Source organism: Mesorhizobium sp. Pch-S, from assembly GCF_004136315.1.
GTDB lineage: Bacteria > Pseudomonadota > Alphaproteobacteria > Rhizobiales > Rhizobiaceae > Mesorhizobium.
Genome location: NZ_CP029562.1, coordinates 1,273,743 through 1,295,705 on the forward strand (window position 1 = coordinate 1,273,743; position 21,963 = coordinate 1,295,705).

Below are 21,963 nucleotides of genomic sequence, written 5' to 3' on the forward strand. Positions count from 1 at the left end.
ACGAAGAAAGGCAGCAACAAGGAAAAATACCCGAAATCGTCGGCGTCGTTTGATAGCATGGCAAGAAGCTTGGTTTTCAGGAGACTGCGCGAATGATGCGAGCTTTCGATCCCGACAGGGTGCTTTCCCTGCCGCTGATGGCGAACCTGGCGACGGTTGCCGATGACGGCGCGCCGCGCAACGCGCCGGTCTGGTTCATCTGGGAAGAGGGCGTGCTGTGGATGCTCGGCGACGAAGGCGGCAGCTCGGTCGCCCGCCTGCAGAGGGACCCCCGATGTGCGGTGGAGATCGTGCATTTCGACAATGCCGCCGGCGTGCTGCTGCATTGCGGCCTGCGCGGACCGGCCACGATCGAGGCGTCGTCGCCGGCCCGGTTTCGTCGCCTGCTCCTGAAATATCTCGGCCCGCAGGAACACTGGAATGAGTGGTTCATCGCCACCATCGCCAAGACCGAGGACCCGGCGAACCGGATGATCAGGCTGGTTCCCGATAGCATCTTCACCAACAATGTATCGTTTTTCAGGACCGGCCCGGACTATGCCTGGTCATGACAGGCGTTCGGGTCGAAAACCATCCAAGCTCCAACAGGAGGAAACGTGGCCATACAGCATGATCCCGACCTCATCCGCGGGCTGGAGGAGGAACTGTTCAGGCAGAGTGTTCGCGCCTCCCCGGCGGCGGTCGGCGCGCTTCTGACGGACGACTTCGTGGAGTTCGGCCGATCCGGGCGGGTCTACGACAAGAAAGAGATCGTGCTCAGCCTTGCCGCGGAGGCAGGCGACCCTCCCCTGGAACTGGTGGCGAGCGGGTTCGAACTGAAATCCCTTGCCGACGATGTCGTCCTGCTGACCTACAGGACACGCAGGCTCGACGGCGATCGGCCCTTGCACACACTGCGAAGCTCGATCTGGAAATTTTCCGACGGCACCTGGCGGATGATGTTCCACCAGGGCACGCCGACGAGCGAGACCTGAATGCAACCGGAACCTCTCCCGCGACCGGATCCGGCGTTGCAGCCTCTCGATAGCGCAAGTGCCCTGATATTCGAGGCGGAGCACTGGCTGATCACGCACAGGCTCAACTCGGCATTGCCGGGCTATCTGATGGTAGGAGCCAGGACCGCGACGCCCGATCTGTCAGGATTGTCGACGGAAGCCCTGTGCGATCTCGGTCCACTCCTTGCGAAGGCGCAGACAGCCCTTCGTGGGTTGGCCGCCCGGCGGGTCTACATCGGCAGATACGGCCATGATTCCGGCTGGCCGGTGCATTTCCATGTCATCCCCATCTATCCATGGGTCGAGGAGCTGTTCTGGGGCGATGCCAGATATCGTGCCCTGGAAGCCTTTGCCGATCCGTCGATGGAGTCCGGCACCGATGGCGCCGAACTCACCCTGTTCGTCTGGCGGGAGTTCTGCGAACGAAGAGACCCGCCACCGATCCCCGGCCCGTCGGTTGCCGAGGCGATTTCACAGCTTCGCAAGCTGAAGTGGTAACAGGCTTGCAAGCCGCAACCGTGACTTCACGGGTGCCAGCTCTCCTCTCCCTCTCCGTTGTAGAAGAGGGTGCCTTCTGGCGTGCTGTCAGCACCCGGGTCCGCGCGCTTCATCTTGGCGAGGCTGTCCTTCGGCGGCTTGTTGCCGGCCGCATCCATCGAGAACTTCAGGTTGGGATCGTCCGGCGCGCGGCCGACGGCCGTCATCGCGGGGTCGGACCAGTGATACGTCTCACTCATGACATCCTCCTCTGTTGGCGGCGGGCCTCGCCCGGAAACCGGCTTCCCACGACCCCTGCCTTTTCGACGAGCAGATCAGCCTCGCCGACGCTTTGCGTCGCGCGGATGCGGACGGGGATCGACTTGTAGGCCGGCGTGCGGCTTTCCGGATCGTGGTGCTCGAGAGCGACAAGCGGCTGCGCTTCGGGATAGTAGGCAGCGCAGCATCCGTCGGGCAGGTTGTATTCGACAAGCGTCAGCCCGCGCACGATGCGATGATCGCCGGCATGGTCGAGCGCGGTCAGGATGTCGACGACGTCGCCCTCCTCGAAGCCGAGACGCTCCAGTTCGCGCCTGTTGATGAACAGCACGTCACGACGTCCGAACACGCCACGGTAGCGGTCATCGAGCGCATAGACCGTGGTGTTGAACTGATCGTGGGACCGCAGCGTGGTCAGGTTCAACACCGCAGGGTCGGTTGTCGAGACATCTTCCTGCAGGCCGGGTGCGACCAGGAAATTGGCCTTGCCGGTTTCAGTCTTCCACACGCGCTGTGCGGCCGCATTGGGCAGGTTGAACCCGCCGGGAACCGCGACCCTGGCATTGTAGTCGCGGAAATCCGGGAAGACGGCTTCGATCTTGTCCCTGATCAGGTCGTAGTCGGCGGCCATTGCGTCCCAGTCCACGGCGCCCTTCCCTTTCAGGGTCGCTTTGGCGATCTGCGCGACGATCCAGGGCTCCGACCTGACATTGTCGCTCGGCGGCCTGATGAAACCACGCGAGGCGTGAACCATCGACATGGAATCCTCGACCGTCACGAACTGCTGGCCGCTCGCCTGTTCATCGATGTCGGTGCGGCCGAGGCAAGGCAGGATGAAGCTCTCGCGGCCGACCAGCAGATGCGTGCGGTTGAGCTTGGTGGTGATGTGGGCGGAAAGGTCGAGCTTGCGGAACGCCTCGGCACAGGCCTGCGGGTCCGAAGAGGCGATGGCGAGATTGCCGCCCAGGCAGATCACCGCCCTGGAGGAACCGTCGCGCATCGCCGCGATGGCATCGATGACGGAATGGCCGTGCGCCCGTGGCGGCTCGAAACCGAACACCTGCCCGAGCCGGTCAAGGAAGGCTTCGCCCGGACGTTCCCAGATGCCGACGGTGCGGTCGCCCTGGACATTGCTGTGTCCGCGCAGCGGGCAGAGCCCGGCGCCGGGCCTGCCGATATTGCCTTTCAGCAGCAGCAGGTTGACCAATTGCTGGACGTTGCTCGTGCCGGTCCTGTGCTGGGTGATGCCCATGCCGTAGCAGATGATGGTGGCCTTCGATCGTGCGTAGGCCTCCGCCACGCTCTCCAGGTCCGCCCTGGAGAGACCGCTGGCCTTCTCGATGTCGGCCCAGCCTGTGGCCGCCACATCGTCGGCAAAGCCGTTGAAGCCGAATGTGTGTTCGTCGAGGAAGCCGTAGTCGAGGATCGGCTCAAGTCCGGCGGGCTGCGTCACCTGGTCCATCGCCAGCAGCGCCTTGCAGATGCCCTTGATCGCCGCGGCGTCGCCGCCGACCTTGACCTGGAAATAGGTGTTGGCGATGGGGGTCGAGGTCAGCGTCACCATTTCCACGACCGACTGCGGCGACTCGAACCGCTCCAGCGCCCTTTCCTTCAGCGGGTTGAGGACGATGATCTTGCCGCCCCGCTTCTTCACCTGCCGCAAGGTGGCCATCATGCGCGGGTGGTTGGTGCCCGGATTGTGACCGATCGACAGGATCAGGTCGGCATGGTCGAAATCCTCCAGGCTGACCGTGCCCTTGCCGACACCGATGGACTTCGGCAGGCCCACCGACGTGGCCTCGTGGCACATGTTGGAGCAGTCGGGAAAATTGTTGGTGCCGTAGAGCCGGACGAACAATTGATAGAGGAACGCGACCTCGTTGGAGGCGCGTCCGGACGTATAGAACTCGGCCTGATCGGGATGGTCGAGCGCATTGAGGCCGGCGGCGATACCGGCAAACGCCTCGTCCCAGCCGACGGGCTCGTAGTGATCCGTATCGGGATTGTAGCGCAGCGGGTCGGTGATGCGGCCCTGGTCCTCCAGCCAGTAGTCGGATTTCTTCCACAGCTCGCGCACGCTGTGCTGCCTGAAGAAATCGGGGCCGATGTCTTGGTGGTCGCCTCCCAGGCGACCGCCTTGGCGCCGTTCTCGCAGAATTCGAAGGACGCGGTGTGCTTGGGATCGGGCCAGGCACAGCTTGGGCAATCGAAGCCGTCAGGCTTGTTCTGGCTCATCAGCGCGCGTGCCCCGCGCGCGACCACCTGCTGGTCCTTGAGGGCGAGAGCCACCGCTTTCAGCGCACCCCAGCCGCCGGCCGGCCCCTTGTAGTCGGTTATGCCTTCGGGACGTTTTTTCGTCATTCAAGATCTCCAGGGGGCGGGCCTTGTCTTCCGCTCCGGGTTTTCAGTCACCTGATCATTTCGGCCACGGCATCTGCTCGCCTTGCTACGGGCCCTCCGATCCTACCTCGGCATTTTCCTGCTTCGGTTTCGAGTTGCCGCCGGCCTTCGCCTTCTTCGGCTCCGGCGACGGAGACTTGCCGGCATCCGGTGCCGCCGGGCGCGTCACCTTGAAGGCGACACCGGTTCCCTCCGCGTAGCTGCAGTCGACCGTATCGCCTTCCTGGACCCGGCCCGACAGCATCTCCTTGGCCAGCGGCGCTTCGAGGACGCGGCGGATTTCGCGCCGCAACTCACGCGCGCCGAACTGCGGCTGATATCCCTCTTCGGCCAGATGGCCGACAAGGCTCTTGTCGAAGCTCAGCGTGATGCCCTGGCCGAGCGCGACCTGGCGAACGAGGTTGAGCTGCAGTTCCACGATGCTGCCGATCTGCGTCCTGGAGAGCGGATCGAAGATGATGATCTCGTCTATCCGGTTCAGGAACTCCGGCCGGAAATGCTTGCGCAGCACCGCCATGACATCATCGCGCACCGCCTCCGACGAGATCGAACCGGCGAGGCTCGGACGGCCCATGATGACATCGGAAGCGAGATTGCTGGTGGCGATGATCATGGTGTTCTTGAAGTCGATGACGCGGCCCTTGCCGTCGGTCAGCCGGCCATCGTCCAGCACCTGCAGCAGCACGTTGTAGACGTCGGCATGCGCCTTTTCGATCTCGTCGAACAGGACGACGCTATAGGGACGGCGGCGGACACGCTCCGTCAGCTGGCCGCCCTCGTCATAGCCGACATAGCCCGGCGGCGCGCCGATCAGGCGGGAGACGGCGTGGCGCTCCATGTATTCGGACATGTCGATGCGGATGACGGCATCCTCGTCACCGAAGATGACCTCGGCCAGCGCCTTGGCGAGTTCTGTCTTTCCGACACCCGTCGGTCCGAGGAACAGGAAGGTCGCGATCGGCCGGTTGCCCTGCTTCAGGCCGGCCCTGGCCAGCCTGACCGCGTCGGAAACCGCCTGGATTGCCTGGTCCTGCCCGATGACACGCTGGTGCAGCCGCTCCTCCATTTTGAGCAGCTTTTCCTTCTCCTCCTGCGTCAGCTCGTTGACCGGGATGCCCGTCAGCTTGGAGACGATGTCGGCGATGTCGCTGACCTGCACGTCGGCGCTGCTCGACCCGATCTTCTGCTTCCACTGGTCGGTCTTGTCTTCGAGGTCCTTTTCCTGCCTGGCGATCTTCGCCTCGATGTCCTTGGCCTTGTCGAACTGCTTGCGCGACGTCGCGTAGGCCTGCTCGCGCTTGAGCTGGGCGAGCTCCGCTTCCGCCTCCTGCAGGTCGGCCGGACGCGATGTGGTCGACAGGTGCACCCGTGCCGCCGCCTGGTCGATCAGGTCAATCGCCTTGTCGGGCAGGAAACGACCGGTGATGTAGCGGTCGGACAGTTCGGCCGCGGCGACCAGCGCCTCATCCTGGATGATGACCTTGTGGTGCGCCTCCATGCGGTCGCGCAGGCCGCGCAGGATGTTGATGGTCTGGTCGACCGTCGGCTCCGGCACCATGACGGGCTGGAAACGGCGTTCGAGGGCTGCATCCTTCTCGATGTATTTCTGGTATTCGTTCAGCGTGGTGGCGCCGATCAGGTTCATCTCGCCGCGCGCCATCGCCGGCTTGAAGGTGTTGGCGATGTCGAGGCCGCCCTCGCCGCCGCCCTGTCCGGCACCGACGATGGTGTGGACCTCGTCGATGAACAGCACCAGCTCGTCCTGCTTCTCGGCGATCTCGTCCATCACCTGCTTGATGCGCTCCTCGAATTCGCCCCGGTATTTGGAGCCGGCGACCAGGGAATTGATGTTGAGCTCGATGAGCCGCTTGCCGCGCAGGACCTCCGGCACCTCGTTGTTGATGATGCGCTGCGCCAGCCCTTCGACGATCGCCGTCTTGCCGACGCCGGGCTCGCCGATCAGCACCGGATTGTTCTTCTTGCGGCGTGCCAGCACCTCGATCGTGGTCTCGATCTCCTTCGAGCGGCCGATCACCGGGTCGAGCTTGCCGTCGCGCGCCATCCGGGTGAGGTCGCGGCTGAACTTGTCGAGGTTGGGGGTGTTGGTAGGCGTGTCGACCTTGCCGTCCTCAGCGCCCTTGCCGACGACTTTCACGGACTGCTGGCGCAGTGCCTGGGCCGTCAGGCCGTATCGCTTGAGCAGCGTTCCGGCATAGCTGTCCGGCACCTCGGCCAGCCCGATCAGCAGGTGTTCGGGGCCGACATAGCTGTGGCCGAGTTCGCGCGCGGCGGTGTAGGCCCGCGCCAGCGCGCTCTTGACCCTCGGCGACACACCGACTTCTCCCTTGGGGTCGGCCTTGTCGCCTGATTGTTCGGGACTGTATTTATCGATCTCCGCCTGCAGATCTGCGGGCGATACCTTGAACTGCTTCAGGATGGTCTGGACGACATCGCTTTCGGGCAGCACGTAGAGCAGATGCTCGGTGTCGACTTCTCGGCGGCCGCTCTGGGCCGCCCGCTCGGCAGCCCGCTGCAGCATCTCCTTGGCCTGCTCGCTGAACTGCTCGATGTATTGCCGCTCGCCGGTCGTATCGGGTGCCGAGCCGCCACGGCGCGTGTTGAAGGCACCGGGAGAACTGTCCGCCAATCCGTCGGAGCGGTTGAAGAAATCCCCGAACGGGCTGTTGCCGAAGAGGGATTCGAAGGGCGAAAGATATTTCTGGTGACGCGTCAGCTGCCCGTAGTCGTATTCGCAGACATCCAGGTCTTCACGGGCTCCGTCCCTGACGACGGTGACACGGATTGCGGCCGGACGAACGCCACAGATCTCGCATAGCTTGGCTGCCATTGGATTACCCCTTGCCGGTTTCTGTTCCGAGCACGAAATCTTGCCTTTGGTGATGCCTTTGCCGTTGCTCGAAGCCCCATCGGGCAACCGCTGAACTCATTCTCCTTTGAAAATACGCTGTCGGCGCCGGCACTGGCATCCCAGCGCAGGCGAAGACAAGGCACGCTGTTCCGCAAGACGAACCCAGCGCCATCAAAAACGGGGGAACGAGAACCCTTGGCTGTCCGCTTCCAGCCCGGCCCGTGGTCTCTTCCTCGTCTGGAACATTTCCGGCGAAAATCGCCTTCAATGCCCCATCTCCTTGTTTGTAGGCAATTCCGGACGCAAACCGCTGCGCACTTTTGCCGGAATTGCTCTAACCGCCCCTGCATCCTGCCCATGATGGCGCGGCGACGCAACGCCAAAACGCGCTCGAAGCGAAAAACCTGCCGCATGCCGATTGGCGGCAAGGCTTTGGCCGAACGTCAAAATTGGGCCTCAGAGATAAACCACGCTGGTCGGAACAGTTCGGTTCGCGGCTGTCACCGCGCAGTGCTTTCAGGGGGATGGCTATGGTCGACGTATCGGGAAGATTGCGCATTGCGGTGCTGTTCGGCGGGCGCTCGGCCGAACATGATGTTTCGCTGCTTTCCGCTGCCAATGTGATGAAAGCCCTGGCCCCGGAAAAATACGATCCGGTTCCGATCTTTGTCACCCGCGATGGCCAATGGCTGCTGAGCGCCTACGAAAACGGCACGCTGGCGACGCCATCCAGCGGCACCGAGCTCTGCCTGCTGGCAGGAAGACACGGACGGGCGATCGCCCTGCCCAAGGACGACGTGCCCTACGAGGCACCCAAGATCGACATATTGTTTCCGGTCCTGCACGGCCTTCCCGGGGAAGACGGGGCGGTGCAGGGACTGGCCGAGGTGGCCGGCGTGCCGCTGGCCGGTTGCGGCATAGCGGGCTCGGCCAACGCGCTCGACAAGGACCTCGCCAAACGACTGTTCAACACCGCGGGCGTACCTGCCGCGCGCTCGGTCACCATCCGTCGCGGCGCCGCACCGGCCTTCGATGGATTGGAAAAGGCGCTCGGGCTGCCGATCTTCATCAAGCCGGCCCGCCAGGGTTCGTCTGTCGGCATCAACAAGGTCTCGACACAGGCGGAGTATGAGGCAGCCCTGTCCGAGGGTTTCCGCCATGACGACAAGCTTTTGGCCGAGGAGTTCATTCGTGGCCGCGAGATCGAATGCGCGGTACTGGAGAACCCCGACGGCACGCTGTTCGTGTCGCGAACCGGAGAGATCACCCCGGCCGAAAGCCATGGCTTCTATACCTATGATGCCAAATACATCGACGCCGACGGGGCGGCATTGAAGGTTCCGGCAGACATCCCCGGGGATGTCGAGGACGAGATCCGCGCCCATGCGGCGACGGCGTTTCGTGCGCTCGGCTGCGACGGCATGGCACGCGCCGATTTCTTCGTCACGGCGGACAGGCGCATCTTCATCAACGAGTTGAACACCATCCCCGGCTTCACCGACATCAGCATGTATTCCAAGGTGATGGGCGCCAGCGGGGTCAGCTACCCCGAGATCATCGACCGGCTGGTGGCGCACGGCATGGCGCGCGCGGGCCGCGCTTTGTGAGGGCTGGGGCGCGGAGCATTTTCGGCGAATGCCTCTCGTCCCCGCAGCAAGACAACCACATAGGTTGCTAGAGCCCCTCTCCGTCTCGGCTTCGCCGGCGGCAAAGCCGCCGTAGCCGAGCCACCTCTCTCAGGCCTCGGACATGCGCACCACGACCTTGCCCTTGGCGCGCCCGGCCTCCAGATAGGCGAATGCCTCGCCGATCGCAGCGAAGGGGAACACCCGGTCGATGACCGGCTCAAGCTTCTTCCGTTCGATCAAGTCGCCAAGCTCGGCAAGCTCGCTGCCGCTCGGATGCATGAACAGATAGCGATAGGAGACGCCGTGTTTCCTGGCTTCGGCACGCAGGCTGAAGGATGCGAGCCAGAACAGCGTGGCCAGCCCCATGCCCCGGCCAAGGTCCTTCAGTGCGGTGTGGGGCTCCGGCATGCCGGCGATCGAAACCACCTTGCCGCCGCGCTTCACCACCGAAAATGTCTGCCTGAGTGTCTCACCGCCGAGCAGATCGAAGGCGCCATCCATGTCGCGCACATGGTCCTCGAACTTCTGCGTGGTGTAGTCGATGACGACATCGGCGCCCAGCCGCTCGACGAGCGCCCGGCCGCGTGGCGACGCCGTGGTGGTGACTTCGGCGCCCAGATGTTTGGCCAGTTGAATGGCGAAGGTGCCGACGCCGCCCGCCCCGCCGGGAATGAAGATGCGGCTGCCCTTCCTCACGCCGAGCTCGTCGCGCAGCGCCTGCAGCGCGGTGAGCCCGGCCAGCGGAACGCCGGCGGCGCTTTCGAAATCCAGCCATGCCGGCATGAGTGCAACGAGATCGGCGGGAACGACCGCATGGTCCGCGAAGGCGCCCATGGCAGCCTTCGGCATGCGGGCGAAGATCCGGTCTCCCTTCGCGAACGATGTCACGCCCTCACCGGGTTCCTCGACGACGCCGGCCAGCTCGTTGCCCATGACGGCCGGCAGCGGATACCGCTGGATGACCTTCAGCTTGCCTTCGCGCGTCTTGAAATCGACCGGATTGAGACCGGCAGCATGAACACGCACCAGCACTTCGCCACGGGCGGGGCGCGGCCGCGGCATCTCGCGCAGCTCGGCGGCTTCGGCACCGCCATATCGCGTCAGAACAAAGGCCTGCATTGCGCACCCCATCGATCGTCGGCTCCTGCGCACTTCTAGCATGCGACGGGCTGGCCCAGAATGTCGGCAACATGTGATCAAGTGCCGGCCGGGACGGATCAGCCTCGCCGGATCATCAGGAAGGCCAGCACGGCAATTGCGCCGGCGGCGACGGCGAGGGCGAGCGAAGGGATGACCCCGATCCGGATCATGCCGAATGCCAGCGCGAACGGGGCGACTGCCGAGACGACGAGGCGCGCGGAATTCACCCTGCCCTGCAGCCTGCCATAGCCCTCGCTGCCGAACAGATGAAGCGGCAGCGTGCCCGAGACGATGCTGAGCAGCCCGTTGCCCAGGCCGAACAGGATGGCGAAAGCCATGGCACCGGCAACCGATGGCGCCGTCAGGGCGAGGACCAGCACACCCAGGGGCATCAGGGTCGCGGCGATGACGGCCAGCACCACCGGCGATAGGTTGCGCCCGAACCCCATGTTGATCAGGCGGCTCACCACCTGCGACGGACCGAACAGCGTTCCGATGAACGCCGCCGACGCCCCGAGACCAAGGCCCGAAAGCAACGGCACCATGTGCACCAGTATGCCCGCGCCGACCAGTGACTGCAGCGCGAAGCCGGCCACCATCAGGACGAAGCCTGACCGCCTGCCGCCTTCAGGCAATCGCCCAAGGACGGGAACTGGCGCCGTCGACATGGCGGCCCGGCTGCGGGCCAGCCCCGCCGACAACCATCCGTGCAGCGGCAGGCAGACGACCAGATTGAGCGCGGCAAAGACCAGATAGACTTCCTGCCAGCTCAGCTGCCGGTGCAGCGCGCTGGTGATCGGCCAGAAGACGGTCGAAGCAAAGCCGCCGATCAAAGTGAGATAGGTGATGCTGCGGGCCGCGACATGCGGCTGCAGCTGCACCAGGAGCGCAAAGGCCGCGCCGTACTGGACGAGGTTCGAGGCGAGTTCGAGAGCGATCAGGGCCGCGACGAAAACGGCACCGTTCGGAGCCGCGGCGCAAGCGGCAAGCGCTGCCGCGGCGAGCAGCGAGCCGGCCGACATCATGCGCCCGGCGCCATGGCGATCGATCAGCCGCCCGAACCAGGGCGCCGCGAACCCACCCGCCAGCAGCGCCGCCGACAATGCGCCGAACACCCATTCCGTCGACCAGCCGAGATCGCGGGCCATATCGGGCGCGAGGATCGAGAAGCTGTAATAAAGCGTGCCGTAGGCGATGATCTGGGTGAGGCCGAGGGCAAGGACGGCCGCGACCGGAATCCGCTCGCCGACTGTATTCACGGCTGGCCCTTGGCTGGATGGTGCACGACCTCGCCGTCTTCCTTGGTGAAGGTGGCAACGGGATTGGCGAGCAGGTCGAGGACGGCTTCGGACGGTCGGCAGAGCGCCGTGCCTTTCGGCGTCTCCACGATCGGCCGGTTGATCAGGATCGGGTGCGCCAGCATGAAGTCGATCAGTTCGTCGTCCGACCATTTGCCGTCGGCCAGGCCGAGTTCGCCATAGGGCGTGCCCTTCTCGCGCAGCAGCTGCCTCGGCGTGACCCGCATGGCCGCCAGCAAATCCAGCAGCCGCTGCCGCGATGGTGGCTCGATGAGATATTCGATGACCGTGGGATCGTCGCCGCTGGCCCTGATCATGGCCAGGGTGTTGCGGGACGTGCCGCAGGCCGGATTGTGATAGATGGTGACGGTCATCGCGCCTTTCCGGTTTCCGCGGCAGGAGCAGGCTTCAGGCCCCGCTCATACCAGCCTTTGCTGCGGTTCACGATCCAGACGACCGACAGCATCACCGGCACCTCGACCAGCACGCCGACGACGGTGGCGAGTGCGGCACCCGAGTTGAAGCCGAACAGGCTGATGGCCGCGGCAACCGCCAGTTCGAAGAAATTGGAGGCGCCGATCAACGCCGAGGGACCGGCGACGCAATGCTGCTCGCCGCTGATGCGGTTGAGCAGATAGGCGAGCCCGGAGTTGAAATAGACCTGGATCAGGATCGGCACGGCCAGCAGCGCGATGACCAGCGGCTGCGCGATGATCTGCTCGCCCTGGAAGCCGAACAGCAGAACCAGCGTTGCCAGCAATGCGACGAGAGAGACGGGCTGCAGCGTCGCGAGCAGCCGGTCGAGTGCCTGCTGCCCGCCTTTGACCAGCAGGCGCCGGCGCACGAACTGGGCGGCCACGACCGGGATGATGATGTAGAGCACGACGGAAAGCACCAGCGTGCCCCATGGCACGGTGATCGCCGAAAGGCCGAGCAGCAGGCCGACGACCGGGGCGAAAGCGACCACCATGATGGCATCGTTCAGCGCCACCTGCGACAGCGTGAAATGCGGTTCGCCCTTGGTCAGGTTCGACCAGACGAAGACCATGGCGGTACAGGGCGCGGCGGCCAGGATGATCAGCCCGGCAATGTAGGAATCGATCTGTCCGGCAGGCAGATAGGGCCGGAACAGCCAGCCGACGAACAACCAGCCGAGCAGCGCCATCGAGAACGGCTTGACCGCCCAGTTGATGAACAGCGTCACGCCGATGCCGCGCCAGTGGCGGCCGACTTCGCCGAGCGCGGCGAAATCGATCCTGAGCAGCATCGGCACGACCATCAGCCAGATCAGCACCGCCACCGGCAGGTTGACGCTGGCGATCTCGGCCGAGCCGACGAGTTGGAACAGGCCCGGGAAGAGATGGCCGAGCAGGACGCCCGCGACGATGCACAGGCCGACCCACAGGGTCAGGTAGCGTTCGAATGTGCTCATCGCTCAGGCTGCCGGCGCGTTCTGCTGCAGGACTGCCGGTGTCGCGCCCTCGGTCGAACCGATCCGTTTCAGATGATGCTGAAGGGCGAGCTGATCGATCGAGGCGTGCGGCAGGTTGAGGAAAGCGTCGATACGGTTCTTCATGTAGCGCGCGGCGGTGGAGAAGGCGCGTTCCCTGTCGATATCCGAGCCTTCGACGGCAGCCGGATCCTCGATGCCCCAATGCGCGGTCATCGGATTGCCCGGCCAGACCGGGCAGGCTTCGCCGGCGGCACTGTCACAGACGGTGAAGACGAAATCCATCTCCGGTGCGCCGGGCACGGCGAACTCGTCCCAGCTCTTGGAGCGGAACCCATCGGTGGGGTAATCGAGTGCGGCAAGCACCCTGAGCGCGAACGGGTTGACGGCGCCCTTCGGCTGGCTGCCCGCCGAATAGGCCCTGAACCGGCCGGCCCCTTCCTTGTTCAGGATGCTTTCCGCCAGGATGGAGCGGGCGGAATTGCCGGTGCACAGGAACAGTACGTTGTAGATGCGGTCGCTCATTGAACAATGTCCTTGGACGGGGTGCAGCAGGCAGCTGCGGTGACGACAGGGGCGCAGACTTCCGGATGGCCGCCGCAGCAATCCTCCATCAGGAACCGGATCAGGCCGGCCAGCGCCGTATATTCGGCGCTGTAGATGATCGAGCGCGCATCGCGCCTTGCGGTGGCAAGGCCTGCCCGCTCCAGTTCCTTCAGATGAAACGATACGTTGGAGGCTGACACTTCGGACTTCTCGGCAATGGCACCGGCGGCGATGCCGTCCGGGCCGGCCACGACCAGCATGCGCAGGATGCGCAGGCGGGTCTCCTGCGACAGGGCACCGAAAGCTGCGAGGGCTTGACGTTCATCCATATTTCAATAATCCTAAAAATATCGAAATGAGGATTAGCGCAGATGAATGCGATTGGCAACGTCAATGTTTCAACCGACGAAATCACCCTCGGTGAATTGCTGGAGGCGCTCGGACAACACCCGTCGAGCCTGCTCACCTTCCGCCATGAAGGCCGCCCGCTGCGCAAGGGCTATCACGTGACGGAGGTGAAGGCCGGCAGCTTTGCCGGGCTCGACTGTGGCGCCAATCCGGAAGCCTGGACGGAAATCTTCGTGCAGCTCTGGAATGTCGATGACGCACCCGAACAGATGACGGCCAGGAAGTTCGCCGCCATCATCGGCAAGGTCGCCGACCACCTTTCGCTCGACAGGAGTGCCCGACTGACCTTCGAGGTGAGTGATGGTATCCAGCCGATGCAATTGCATCGCGCCGCCGCCCCGGCGATAGGCGGCGATGAGATCGTCGTGGAGCTGTCGCCGCGCCCGGCAAGCTGCAAACCGCGCGACCGCTGGCTGGCTGAGCAGCAGGCCGCCAGTTCCTGCTGCGGACCGGCAGATTCGCGGTGTTGCCCGTAGCGACATCAAGGAAAAATGCCCGAAATCGTTGACGCTCCGGTGCTGCGCGGAGCACCTTGCGCATGATCTTGGTCCGAAAAGTCTTCAACTTTTCGGGATCATGCTCTAGAGCATGCCGTCCGGCAGCGTGGCCGGGCTTGTTTTCAGGGCATCCATAATGGCCATATCCAATTCGATCGATCTCAATCCCGAACTCCTTGCCGCCGCCGTCGAGAGCAAAGCATGGCCGTTCGAGGAAGCCAAAAAGATCGTCGAACGCTACAAAGGCCGTGAATTCCCGGAGACCGTGCTGTTCGAGACCGGCTACGGCCCGTCCGGCCTGCCGCATATCGGCACCTTCGGCGAGGTGGCGCGCACGACCATGGTGCGCCATGCCTTCCACGTGTTGACCAGGGGTGAGGTGAAGACCAAGCTTTTGTGCTTCTCCGACGACATGGACGGCATGCGCAAGATCCCGGAAAACGTGCCGGACCGCGCAGCGCTCGAGCCTTACCTGCAGATGCCGCTCACCGTCGTGCCGAACCCGTATGGAGGCGACTACAAGAGCTTCGGCGACCACAACAACACGATGCTGCGGCGCTTCCTCGACACGTTCGGCTTCGACTACGAATTCGCCAGCGCGACGGAGTATTACAAGTCGGGCCGCTTCGACGACATACTGCTGCGCGCGGTCGAAAAATACGACGCCATCATGAAGGTGATGCTGCCGACGCTCGGCGAGGAACGCCAGGCGACCTACAGCCCCTTCCTGCCGATCTCGCCGCAGAGCGGCCGCGTGCTCTACGTGCCGATGAAGCATGTCGACGCCAAGGCCGGCACCATCACCTTCAACGACGAGGACGGCACCGAGACGACGCTGCCGGTGACCGGCGGCAAGGTGAAGATGCAGTGGAAGCCGGATTTCGGCATGCGCTGGGCAGCGCTCGGCGTCGATTTCGAGATGTTCGGCAAGGACCACCAGACCAATGCCGGCATCTACGACAAGATCTGCAACATCCTCGGTGGCCGCGCACCCGAGCATTTCGTCTTCGAGCTGTTCCTCGACGAGCACGGCCAGAAGATCTCGAAGTCGAAGGGCAACGGCCTGACCATCGACGAATGGCTGACCTATGCGCCGACCGAGAGCCTCGGCCTCTACATGTACCAGCGGCCGCGACAGGCGAAGAAGCTCTATTTCGACGTCATCCCGAAGGCGGTGGACGAGTATTATTCCTTCCTCTCCGCCTATCCGCGCCAGGAATGGAAGGAGCGGCTCGGCAATCCGGTCTGGCACATGCATGACGGCCATCCGCCGGTCATCGACATGCCGGTCTCGTTCGCGCTGCTGCTCAACCTGGTCAGCGCCTCGAATGCCCAGAACAAGGACGTGTTGTGGGGCTTCATCTCGCGCCATGCGCCGGGCGTGACGCCATCCACGCATCCCGAGCTCGACAGGCTGACCGGCTACGCGATCCGCTATTTCGACGACTTCGTGAAGCCGACCAAGGTCTACCGCGCCGCCGACGATGTCGAGCGCGACGCGCTGGCCAGGCTGTCGGACATGCTCGCCGCGCTGCCGGCAGGTGCCAATGGCGAGGCGATCCAGAACGGCGCGCTCAATGTCGCGCGCAAGATCGAGCGCTACCAGGATCACAGCAAACAGAGCCCGGAAGGCGGACCCGGCGTATCGGTCGCCTTCTTCCAGATGATCTACCAGGTGCTGATCGGCCAGGAGCGCGGCCCGCGCTTCGGCTCCTTCGCCGAACTCTACGGCATCGCCGAGACGCGCGACCTCATCGCGCGGGCGCTGGAGGGAAAACTCGCAGCGTAGGATCGCTGCCGGACGCCGGTCCGGCGGGCGCCTGCCAGATCGAGGGTGAGTTGTTCGACGCCTGACCGTTCTGTGCGGGCGGGGCGTCGAGGCCCGAACTGTCGATGATCGAGCTCGGCACCGCTTCCGGCGCAGAGACGGGCGGCGGTGCCGGCGGCAGGCCGGTGCCCTCAGGCGCCTTGCCGAAGATGCCCCGCTTCTCCGCCTTCGCCTTTTCGCCGGCCTCCGCGTAGGGGCCGCCGGCTGTGGGCCGTGCCCAGCCATTGCTCACCAGCCACTCGCCGACATCGATCTTGCCGATATGGCAGGAGGCGGAGATCAGGTCACGCCCGCCTTCCGGCGGCACCACGCAGTTGACGGCACGCTGGCGGATGAGGGCGCGGAAGGCCCCACGCGCCCGCACGCCGCAGGGCCATGTTTTGCCTGCTTCATCGGTGCAGGTCTCGTCCTCCGGCATGATGTCGACGCCCGTGACGGCGACCGAATAACCCTTGGCCTCGATGCGGCCCGCGGCCGGAGCCACCGCCTGGTACAGCGGCGTGCCTTTCCACTTGTCCGGCATAGGCGGCTTCTTCGGCTGCGCCTGCGAAAGCTTGCTCAGCGGCGCGCGCGGCTCGATGCGCTGCAGGGCGCCCGGATCGCCCGGCGGCGCCGCCATCATCGGGTCGATCGCGCGTGATGCCGCCTGCGCCTGCTGCTGGATGGTCTCGGCCGACGGCGTTGCCTGCTCGGGCGCCGGTGGCGAGGACTCGGACTGTGATGATACCGACGGTTCGAGGCCTTGTACCTGGCCGGACTGCTGCGGTGCAGCCGGTGGCTGCCCGGGTTCCGGCGGCGGAGCAGCATCGTTGTCCGTTCCGGTCTGCTGGTCGGCAGGAGGGTCGCCCAGCATGTCGAGCGTCGGCACGTCCTCGTTCGTTATCTCGACCTTGGCGCCTTCCCCGGTGATGCGCCCGCCGGCGACGATGGCCGCGGCGGAAGCGCCGAGCATCAGGATGGCAATAACTGCTGGAAGCGGTCTCATGCCGCCATCCTACTGGCTTGCCCAGACGATGCGGGCCACCCACTCCACCTCGACCATCTGCAGGTCGCGGTTGGGGTGATCGGGGTTCAGCGAAAGCAGCGAGATGGTGCGCGCCGTCTGGCGCTCCAGCACCTTGGCCATGACCTCGCCGGAGCCGGTCTTGACGACGACACGGTCACCCCGGCGCACAGTGGCACCCGGCTCCACGATCAAAACGTCGCCATTGCGGTAAAGCGGCAGCATCGAATCGCCCTGGACCTTCAAGGCATAAGCCGTATCGGTGGATTGTGCCGGCAATTCGACCAGGTCCCAGCCCTGTCCAACGGGGAAGCCGGCATCGTCGAAATAGCCGCCGGCGCCGGCCTGTGCGAAACCGACCAGGGGCACCGCGGCGCCCGAACCGTGCGGGCGGGCGGGCGATTGCCTGTCCTGGATCAGCCCCATGAATTCGTCGAGCGTCGCGCCCGTGGCTTCCATGATCTTGGCGAGCGACTCGGTCGAGGGCCAGCGCGGGCGCCCGTCCGAAGACTGCCGCTTCGATTTGTTGAAAGCCGTCGAGTCGAGGCCGGCGCGCCTGGCGAGACCGGAGGCCGACAGGGAATAACGCTCCGCCAGGGCATCTATCGCGGCCCAGACACGATCATGCGAGAGCACGGTCCGCTCCCTTCGAAGAGGAAAAAATACCTTTTCTTGATAAGGGTGGAGGCTCGCGATGTCCAGCCTCGGCGAGGCATTGCAGGAACGGATTCCACTTATTCGGCGTCGACCTTCGCCATATGCTGCCCCGGCAGGGTCGCATCACGCCGGGACATGTTGCCGATCCGCCCGCGCAATATGCCGATCTGCTCCAGTGTCAGGCGCGTCCATTCCAGCACTGGCCACAGTGTCAGGCGCACGACATCGTTTTGCGGGACATCGTTTGCCCCCATGGGCGCGGTGCAGGGGCCGGGCACATGATAGGTGCCGAAGACCCGGTCGAAGAAGGGGAACACATTGGCGAGGTTCTTGCCGTAGGCCTCGGGAACGTTCGCGTGGTGCCAGCGATGAAAACGCGGCGAAGCGATCAGCAGCCGGAACGGTCCGTGATCCCAATCGACATCGACGTGAACGTAGATCGTATGCAGCACCAGGATGACGGCGCCCATGCCGATGGCGTCGGCGGGAAGGCCGAGCCATGTCAGCAGGATGGTGTAGGACCCCCACATGACCAATGTCTCGAGCGCATGGATGCGATAGGCCGACAGCGCATTCACATGCGGGTCGGAATGATGGATCGCATGCACCGGCCACAGCCATTTCATGTGCATGAGGCGGTGGTTCCAGTAGTTGGCGAAGTCATGCGCCACGATGGCGATGATCATGAGAGCCCAGACCGGAAAAGCGGACCAGGCCGATGTCGGGATGCTTGGAATGCCTGCCAGCGCATAGAGCGCCTTGATCTGGTCCGAAAGCAGCCAGATGGTCGGCGCCAGAACGAGATTGATGTTGAAGATGGCGATCGTCGCCGCCACGCTTTGAACCGCAAGCCGGGACCATGAAAGCCGCCATCCCTTGCGCGCGATGTCGAGGACCAGCAGCAGCACCAGGAATGCGAAGACGCATTGATTGGCGGGCGATCTGACCGCCGTTGGCCAGACCCCGATCATCGTCTTCAGGAATTCGACGATCTGCTCCACGCCCGCCTCCCGTCGCAACAGCGTGTGCCGCGAAACCAGCCTCGGAGCGCAATTCTAGCGGGTCTTGCTTAAGGGCATCTGAATGTAGCGGACGGCTGGCAGTCGGCTTCGGCTGGAGGCAAAGGGACTGGATCGAAAGTCGCACGCATTGACAATTTTTTTTGTCAATGTCAGTCTGGATTGATGATCGAAGTGGAAGTCATCGAAACCGCCGTTGCGGCCACAGCCGCCCTCGACCCGATCCGATCCCGGCTTCTGGCGGAACTCACGCAACCCGCTTCCGCGGCAACCCTGGCTTCGCGTCTGGGTCTGGCACGTCAGAAGGTGAACTATCACCTGCGCGCGCTAGAGGATCACCACCTCGTCGTTCCGGCTGCGGAACGCCAGTGGGGCGGGCTTACCGAACGGCTGATGATCGCAACCGCTTCCTCCTACGTCGTTTCACCAGCAGCACTGGGACCGATCGGAGCCGATCCTTCACGGAACCAGGATCGGCTTTCGGCCGACTACCTCATTGCGCTCGCAGGGCGTGCCATCCGCGAGGTCGGAGATTTGCTGCGCAAGGCCCGTGGAAAGGGGAAGCGGCTTGCCACCCTGTCGATCGACACAACCATCCATTTCCGGTCCCCCGCCGACCGGGCAGCCTTTGCGGCCGATCTGGCCAACGCAGTTGCCGCGCTGGTGGCTCATTATCACGACGACACGGCACCGGGAGGACGTCCACACCGGCTCGTGGTGGCGGCCTACCCCGCCCCCGGCGATGCCACGACCTGAAAGGAAGTTCGATGCCGATCAAGAAGGACGAAACCGGCAAGCGCTGGGTCGAGATGGAGTTGAGCGTGCCCGGCACGCCCGAGCAGGTCTGGCAGGCGATCGCAACAGGTCCTGGCTATACGGCCTGGTTCACCCCGGCCACCATCGACGAACGCATCGGTGGTGCGATCCGCTTCGACATGGGCGAGAACGGCGAGTCCAATGGAGAGGTGACACTGTGGGAGCCACCCTTCCGGTTCGGTTATGTCGAACGCGACTGGGCAGAGGGTGCGCCATCGCTCGCAACGGAAATCACGGTGACGGCCAGATCGGGAAACCGCTGCATCGTGCGCATGGTCCATTCGCTGTTCGCCTCGACGGATGACTGGGATGACCAGATGGAAGGCTTCGAGAGCGGCTGGCCCGGTTTCTTCGACGTCCTGCGCCTTTATCTCTCACTTTTCTCCGGCAAGAAAGCGGCGGTATCTGCCGCGATGGCGCATGTGGAAGCGCCCCAGCTTGATGTCTGGAAAGGTCTGATTGATGGCCTTGGCCTCGCCGGTGCCAACGCCGGCGAGACAAGAACGGCTTCGCGAACGCCGGAGCCACTGTCGGGCGTTGTCGAGCGTGTGCAGCAGGGCGACAAGGAGCGTTATGTGCTGCTGCGCCTGACGCAACCGTCGCCCGGTATCGCGTTGATCGGAACCTATGGCATCGAAGATGCCACCACTGCCGGCATTACCTTATACCTGTATGGCGACGACGCCGGACAACGCGCCGCAGCAAGCGCGCCGGGATGGAAGAATTGGCTTCGCGATACCTTCGGGCAGGCTCCGCATTGAAAGAAGGCCGCCATCAAGATGGCAAGAAATGGCTGGACAGCAAGTAACAGCCAGAGCACTGCAACGAGAACATGATCCCGAAAAATGGGAACTGGTTTTCGGAACAGATCACGCTCCGAGATCGGGGGGTGATTCAACCAGGCGCCGTCCCGATCCAGGACGTGATCCTACTGCCCCTTTCCGAACATCAGTTCCGTCATCTTGGCCTGATCCGCTTTTGCCCCCGCCTCGTCACCGGTCCGGCGACGGGCGTCGGAACGGAAACCATAGAGGCCGGGGTCTTCGGGCGTGAGCCGCAGGGCAGCGTCGAAATCAACCAGGGCGCGCGGCGTGTCGCCCTTGTTGACGTAGGCAATGCCGCGATTGGTCAGCGCGTGCACGTTGAGGGGATCGAGCGAAAGGGCGCGGTCGAGGTCGGCCAGTGCCGGGTCCGGTTGCCCGAGCCAACCCAGGATGGAGGCACGGGTGACAAGGAATTCCGGCTGTGAGGGATCGATACGGAGAGCTTCGTTGAGATCTTGCAGCGCCGCCGTGAGGTCGCGCGCATAGAGCAGGTTTGCCTTGCCGCGCCGCCAATAAGCGGTGGCAAGATCCGGCGCCAGGGTGATGGCGCGGGCATAGTCGGCCAAGGCCCGGGCGTAAGCAGCGTTCTGGCCCGGCGCATGGAGATCCGCCCGGTCCAGCAGCGCCTCCGCGAGGGCATTGCCTTCAAGTGAAGAGGCGTCGACCAGCCGGTCGCAGGCGGCCCGAGCCAGTTCGTTGCGCTGGAGAATGACATCGACGTCGCCCGGCTGCGCGGGGCTCTCGGCACTGCCGTCGCGGCATAGCTGGATCAGCTTCGCCATCGGCGTTGCCGCGTCAAGCGCCAACACCTTGGGGACGTCGCTTCCAGCCTCGGCGGCAGCAATGCCGGCCATCGCAAAACCAACGGCCGCGTACATCGTCGGGGCATGAAATCGAGCGGACATAATCCAGTTCCTTTGCACGACAGCTTCGGTTCGGCAGCACCCAAAAGCAAGAAGACATAAGGCACGGTAAGGTCGCCCGGATAAGACGCCAGAGCATGATCCCGAAAAGTTGCAGGCTTTTCGGATGAAGATCATTTGCCGAAACAAGGGGATAGAGCGGAATACCGCTTCATCTCCATTCCACCTTAGCCGCCCTTAGCCGCTGCGCGCAAACCTTGGTGAGAGGCCATGAAGGCTTTCTCGGCTTCCGTCGGCGCGCGCGGGGACGCATCGTAGCCGAGCGCCTCGACCAGATCCTGGATGTCGACGAAATGCCGGGCCTTGCGGTCATAGACGCCGGCGGTTGTCTTCATCAGGGCCGCGGTCTCGCCGTTTTCCAGCACGAAGCGATGCGCGCCGAGCACCTGGGTGCCGTCCCAGGTCTCGATCGAGGACACGACCTGGAAATTGCGCCATAGCTTGATCTCGCGCACATAGACGGTCTGCAGCCCGCCCAGCATCGGCGCCCAGCCCCGCTTCCTCGCCAGCGCGATCAGGCCAGCGCGGATGAAGATGTCGATGCGGCCGAGATCGGCCAGCATCATGTAGCGCGCATTGTTGAGATGGATATTGAAGTCGATGTCGGTCGGCAGGCACCGGAAAGTGAGCCGGCTTTCATCCCCGACGCGGTAGGCGCCGCGCGACTTCGCCGTCAGCGCCATGCGCGCAAAACGTGCCCAGACATACATGTGCTTACTTCCTTCCTTCTCCCCTTGTGGGAGAAGGTGGCCGATCCCCGGCGGCGCAGCCGCCAAGGGGTGAGGTCGGATGAGGGGTGCTGGAAGAAACGAGGCGCTTCAATGCCGGACCTTCATTTCAAATTTTTCCCTAACCCCGTCAAAATCGCATCCCGTCCAACACCCCTCATCCGACTCGGCGCTGCGC

Annotated in this window: 20 protein-coding genes and 2 pseudogenes; 8 read left to right on the top strand and 14 right to left on the bottom strand. The window is 64.2% G+C overall.

What is annotated here, in order from left to right; translation table 11 throughout:
- The first annotated feature begins 92 nt into the window (after positions 1-92).
- The 3 genes from C1M53_RS05920 to C1M53_RS05930 are packed head-to-tail and all read left to right on the top strand — an operon-like array spanning position 93 to position 1,493.
- On the top strand, positions 93-551 hold the full coding sequence (locus C1M53_RS05920; protein WP_129411389.1) for a pyridoxamine 5'-phosphate oxidase family protein: 459 nt from the start codon (positions 93-95) through the stop codon (positions 549-551).
- A gap of 45 nt (positions 552-596) precedes the next feature.
- Positions 597-974 (top strand): DUF4440 domain-containing protein, encoded by a 378-nt coding sequence (locus C1M53_RS05925; RefSeq protein WP_129411390.1) that lies wholly within the window; start codon positions 597-599, stop codon positions 972-974.
- Positions 975-1,493, top strand: coding sequence for an HIT domain-containing protein (locus tag C1M53_RS05930; RefSeq protein ID WP_245488464.1), 519 nt, complete (start codon positions 975-977; stop codon positions 1,491-1,493).
- A gap of 26 nt (positions 1,494-1,519) precedes the next feature.
- Here C1M53_RS05930 and C1M53_RS05935 read toward each other — a convergent pair whose 3' ends face one another.
- From C1M53_RS05935 to C1M53_RS05945, 3 genes and pseudogenes are all read right to left on the bottom strand, one after another.
- Positions 1,520-1,732, bottom strand: a complete 213-nt coding sequence (locus C1M53_RS05935; RefSeq protein WP_129411391.1) for a hypothetical protein — start codon at positions 1,730-1,732, stop codon at positions 1,520-1,522.
- Positions 1,729-4,112 (bottom strand): annotated as a pseudogene (locus C1M53_RS05940) (FdhF/YdeP family oxidoreductase). Before C1M53_RS05940 ends, C1M53_RS05935 begins: the two are co-directional and overlap by 4 nt.
- A gap of 85 nt (positions 4,113-4,197) precedes the next feature.
- On the bottom strand, positions 4,198-6,999 hold the full coding sequence (locus tag C1M53_RS05945) for an ATP-dependent Clp protease ATP-binding subunit (RefSeq protein ID WP_129411392.1): 2,802 nt from the start codon (positions 6,997-6,999) through the stop codon (positions 4,198-4,200).
- Between the two features lie 551 nt (positions 7,000-7,550).
- Here C1M53_RS05945 and C1M53_RS05950 point away from each other — a divergent pair.
- Positions 7,551-8,627: a D-alanine--D-alanine ligase family protein gene (locus tag C1M53_RS05950; RefSeq protein ID WP_129411393.1), complete on the top strand. Its 1,077-nt coding sequence runs from the start codon at positions 7,551-7,553 to the stop codon at positions 8,625-8,627.
- A 129-nt stretch (positions 8,628-8,756) separates the two neighbouring features.
- Here C1M53_RS05950 and C1M53_RS05955 read toward each other — a convergent pair whose 3' ends face one another.
- The 6 genes from C1M53_RS05955 to C1M53_RS05980 all read right to left on the bottom strand — a co-directional run bounded on the left by C1M53_RS05955 (position 8,757) and on the right by C1M53_RS05980 (position 13,411).
- Positions 8,757-9,767 carry an NADP-dependent oxidoreductase gene (locus C1M53_RS05955; RefSeq protein WP_129411394.1) on the bottom strand — a complete coding sequence of 337 codons (1,011 nt, stop codon included), beginning with the start codon at positions 9,765-9,767 and terminating at the stop codon, positions 8,757-8,759.
- Positions 9,768-9,865: 98 nt separating this feature from the next.
- Positions 9,866-11,047 carry an arsenite efflux MFS transporter ArsK gene (arsK, locus tag C1M53_RS05960; protein WP_129411395.1) on the bottom strand — a complete coding sequence of 394 codons (1,182 nt, stop codon included), beginning with the start codon at positions 11,045-11,047 and terminating at the stop codon, positions 9,866-9,868.
- Positions 11,044-11,460: an arsenate reductase (glutaredoxin) gene (gene arsC, locus C1M53_RS05965; RefSeq protein ID WP_129411396.1), complete on the bottom strand. Its 417-nt coding sequence runs from the start codon at positions 11,458-11,460 to the stop codon at positions 11,044-11,046. The genes arsK and arsC overlap by 4 nt, the downstream gene beginning before the upstream one ends.
- Positions 11,457-12,518 carry an ACR3 family arsenite efflux transporter gene (arsB, locus tag C1M53_RS05970; RefSeq protein ID WP_129411397.1) on the bottom strand — a complete coding sequence of 354 codons (1,062 nt, stop codon included), beginning with the start codon at positions 12,516-12,518 and terminating at the stop codon, positions 11,457-11,459. Before arsB ends, arsC begins: the two co-directional genes overlap by 4 nt.
- A gap of 3 nt (positions 12,519-12,521) precedes the next feature.
- Positions 12,522-13,061 carry an arsenate reductase ArsC gene (locus C1M53_RS05975; protein WP_129411398.1) on the bottom strand — a complete coding sequence of 180 codons (540 nt, stop codon included), beginning with the start codon at positions 13,059-13,061 and terminating at the stop codon, positions 12,522-12,524.
- Positions 13,058-13,411 carry a metalloregulator ArsR/SmtB family transcription factor gene (locus tag C1M53_RS05980; protein WP_129411399.1) on the bottom strand — a complete coding sequence of 118 codons (354 nt, stop codon included), beginning with the start codon at positions 13,409-13,411 and terminating at the stop codon, positions 13,058-13,060. Before C1M53_RS05980 ends, C1M53_RS05975 begins: the two co-directional genes overlap by 4 nt.
- Positions 13,412-13,453: 42 nt before the next feature.
- Here C1M53_RS05980 and C1M53_RS05985 point away from each other — a divergent pair, with 42 nt between their 5' ends.
- On the top strand, positions 13,454-13,966 hold the full coding sequence (locus C1M53_RS05985) for a DUF6428 family protein (protein ID WP_129411400.1): 513 nt from the start codon (positions 13,454-13,456) through the stop codon (positions 13,964-13,966).
- 157 nt (positions 13,967-14,123) lie between these two features.
- Entirely contained in the window at positions 14,124-15,776 is a 1,653-nt protein-coding gene (locus C1M53_RS05990) for a lysine--tRNA ligase (protein WP_129411401.1), read from the top strand.
- Positions 15,777-15,897: 121 nt separating this feature from the next.
- Here C1M53_RS05990 and C1M53_RS05995 read toward each other — a convergent pair.
- The 3 genes and pseudogenes from C1M53_RS05995 to C1M53_RS06005 all read right to left on the bottom strand — a co-directional run.
- A pseudogene (locus C1M53_RS05995) lies at positions 15,898-16,800 on the bottom strand (thermonuclease family protein); the annotation flags it as partial.
- Positions 16,801-16,809: 9 nt separating this feature from the next.
- A complete protein-coding gene (locus C1M53_RS06000) occupies positions 16,810-17,454 on the bottom strand; it encodes a helix-turn-helix transcriptional regulator (protein WP_129411403.1) in 645 nt (214 codons plus the stop codon).
- Between the two features lie 98 nt (positions 17,455-17,552).
- Positions 17,553-18,476: a sterol desaturase family protein gene (locus C1M53_RS06005; protein ID WP_129411404.1), complete on the bottom strand. Its 924-nt coding sequence runs from the start codon at positions 18,474-18,476 to the stop codon at positions 17,553-17,555.
- A 183-nt stretch (positions 18,477-18,659) separates the two neighbouring features.
- On the opposite strand from C1M53_RS06005, the gene C1M53_RS06010 reads away from it, so the two are divergent.
- Together C1M53_RS06010 and C1M53_RS06015 are read left to right on the top strand one after the other, a co-directional pair.
- Positions 18,660-19,250, top strand: a complete 591-nt coding sequence (locus C1M53_RS06010; RefSeq protein ID WP_129411405.1) for a helix-turn-helix domain-containing protein — start codon at positions 18,660-18,662, stop codon at positions 19,248-19,250.
- Positions 19,251-19,261: 11 nt separating this feature from the next.
- Positions 19,262-20,071 (top strand): SRPBCC domain-containing protein, encoded by an 810-nt coding sequence (locus C1M53_RS06015; RefSeq protein ID WP_129411406.1) that lies wholly within the window; start codon positions 19,262-19,264, stop codon positions 20,069-20,071.
- A 167-nt stretch (positions 20,072-20,238) separates the two neighbouring features.
- Here the strand turns inward: C1M53_RS06015 and C1M53_RS06020 are convergent, their stop codons facing one another.
- Together C1M53_RS06020 and C1M53_RS06025 are read right to left on the bottom strand one after the other, a co-directional pair.
- Positions 20,239-21,039, bottom strand: coding sequence for a tetratricopeptide repeat protein (locus C1M53_RS06020; RefSeq protein ID WP_165358059.1), 801 nt, complete (start codon positions 21,037-21,039; stop codon positions 20,239-20,241).
- 185 nt (positions 21,040-21,224) lie between these two features.
- Complete coding sequence (locus tag C1M53_RS06025; RefSeq protein WP_129411408.1) at positions 21,225-21,767, bottom strand: thioesterase family protein; 543 nt, start codon at positions 21,765-21,767, stop codon at positions 21,225-21,227.
- Positions 21,768-21,963: the final 196 nt, after the last annotated feature.

Bases quoted from the DNA above. Each gene is read 5' to 3' on its own strand.
- C1M53_RS05920 (WP_129411389.1), top strand. From the start codon at position 93: ATGATGCGAGCTTTCGATCCCGACAGGGTGCTTTCCCTGCCGCTGATG.
- C1M53_RS05930 (WP_245488464.1), top strand. From the start codon at position 975: ATGCAACCGGAACCTCTCCCGCGACCGGATCCGGCGTTGCAGCCTCTC.
- C1M53_RS05935 (WP_129411391.1), bottom strand. From the start codon at position 1,732: ATGAGTGAGACGTATCACTGGTCCGACCCCGCGATGACGGCCGTCGGC.
- C1M53_RS05945 (WP_129411392.1), bottom strand. From the start codon at position 6,999: ATGGCAGCCAAGCTATGCGAGATCTGTGGCGTTCGTCCGGCCGCAATC.
- C1M53_RS05950 (WP_129411393.1), top strand. From the start codon at position 7,551: ATGGTCGACGTATCGGGAAGATTGCGCATTGCGGTGCTGTTCGGCGGG.
- C1M53_RS05955 (WP_129411394.1), bottom strand. From the start codon at position 9,767: ATGCAGGCCTTTGTTCTGACGCGATATGGCGGTGCCGAAGCCGCCGAG.
- arsC (WP_129411396.1), bottom strand. From the start codon at position 11,460: ATGACCGTCACCATCTATCACAATCCGGCCTGCGGCACGTCCCGCAAC.
- arsB (WP_129411397.1), bottom strand. From the start codon at position 12,518: ATGAGCACATTCGAACGCTACCTGACCCTGTGGGTCGGCCTGTGCATC.
- C1M53_RS05975 (WP_129411398.1), bottom strand. From the start codon at position 13,061: ATGAGCGACCGCATCTACAACGTACTGTTCCTGTGCACCGGCAATTCC.
- C1M53_RS05980 (WP_129411399.1), bottom strand. From the start codon at position 13,411: ATGGATGAACGTCAAGCCCTCGCAGCTTTCGGTGCCCTGTCGCAGGAG.
- C1M53_RS05985 (WP_129411400.1), top strand. From the start codon at position 13,454: ATGAATGCGATTGGCAACGTCAATGTTTCAACCGACGAAATCACCCTC.
- C1M53_RS05990 (WP_129411401.1), top strand. From the start codon at position 14,124: ATGGCCATATCCAATTCGATCGATCTCAATCCCGAACTCCTTGCCGCC.
- C1M53_RS06010 (WP_129411405.1), top strand. From the start codon at position 18,660: ATGATCGAAGTGGAAGTCATCGAAACCGCCGTTGCGGCCACAGCCGCC.
- C1M53_RS06015 (WP_129411406.1), top strand. From the start codon at position 19,262: ATGCCGATCAAGAAGGACGAAACCGGCAAGCGCTGGGTCGAGATGGAG.
- C1M53_RS06020 (WP_165358059.1), bottom strand. From the start codon at position 21,039: ATGTCCGCTCGATTTCATGCCCCGACGATGTACGCGGCCGTTGGTTTT.
- C1M53_RS06025 (WP_129411408.1), bottom strand. From the start codon at position 21,767: ATGTATGTCTGGGCACGTTTTGCGCGCATGGCGCTGACGGCGAAGTCG.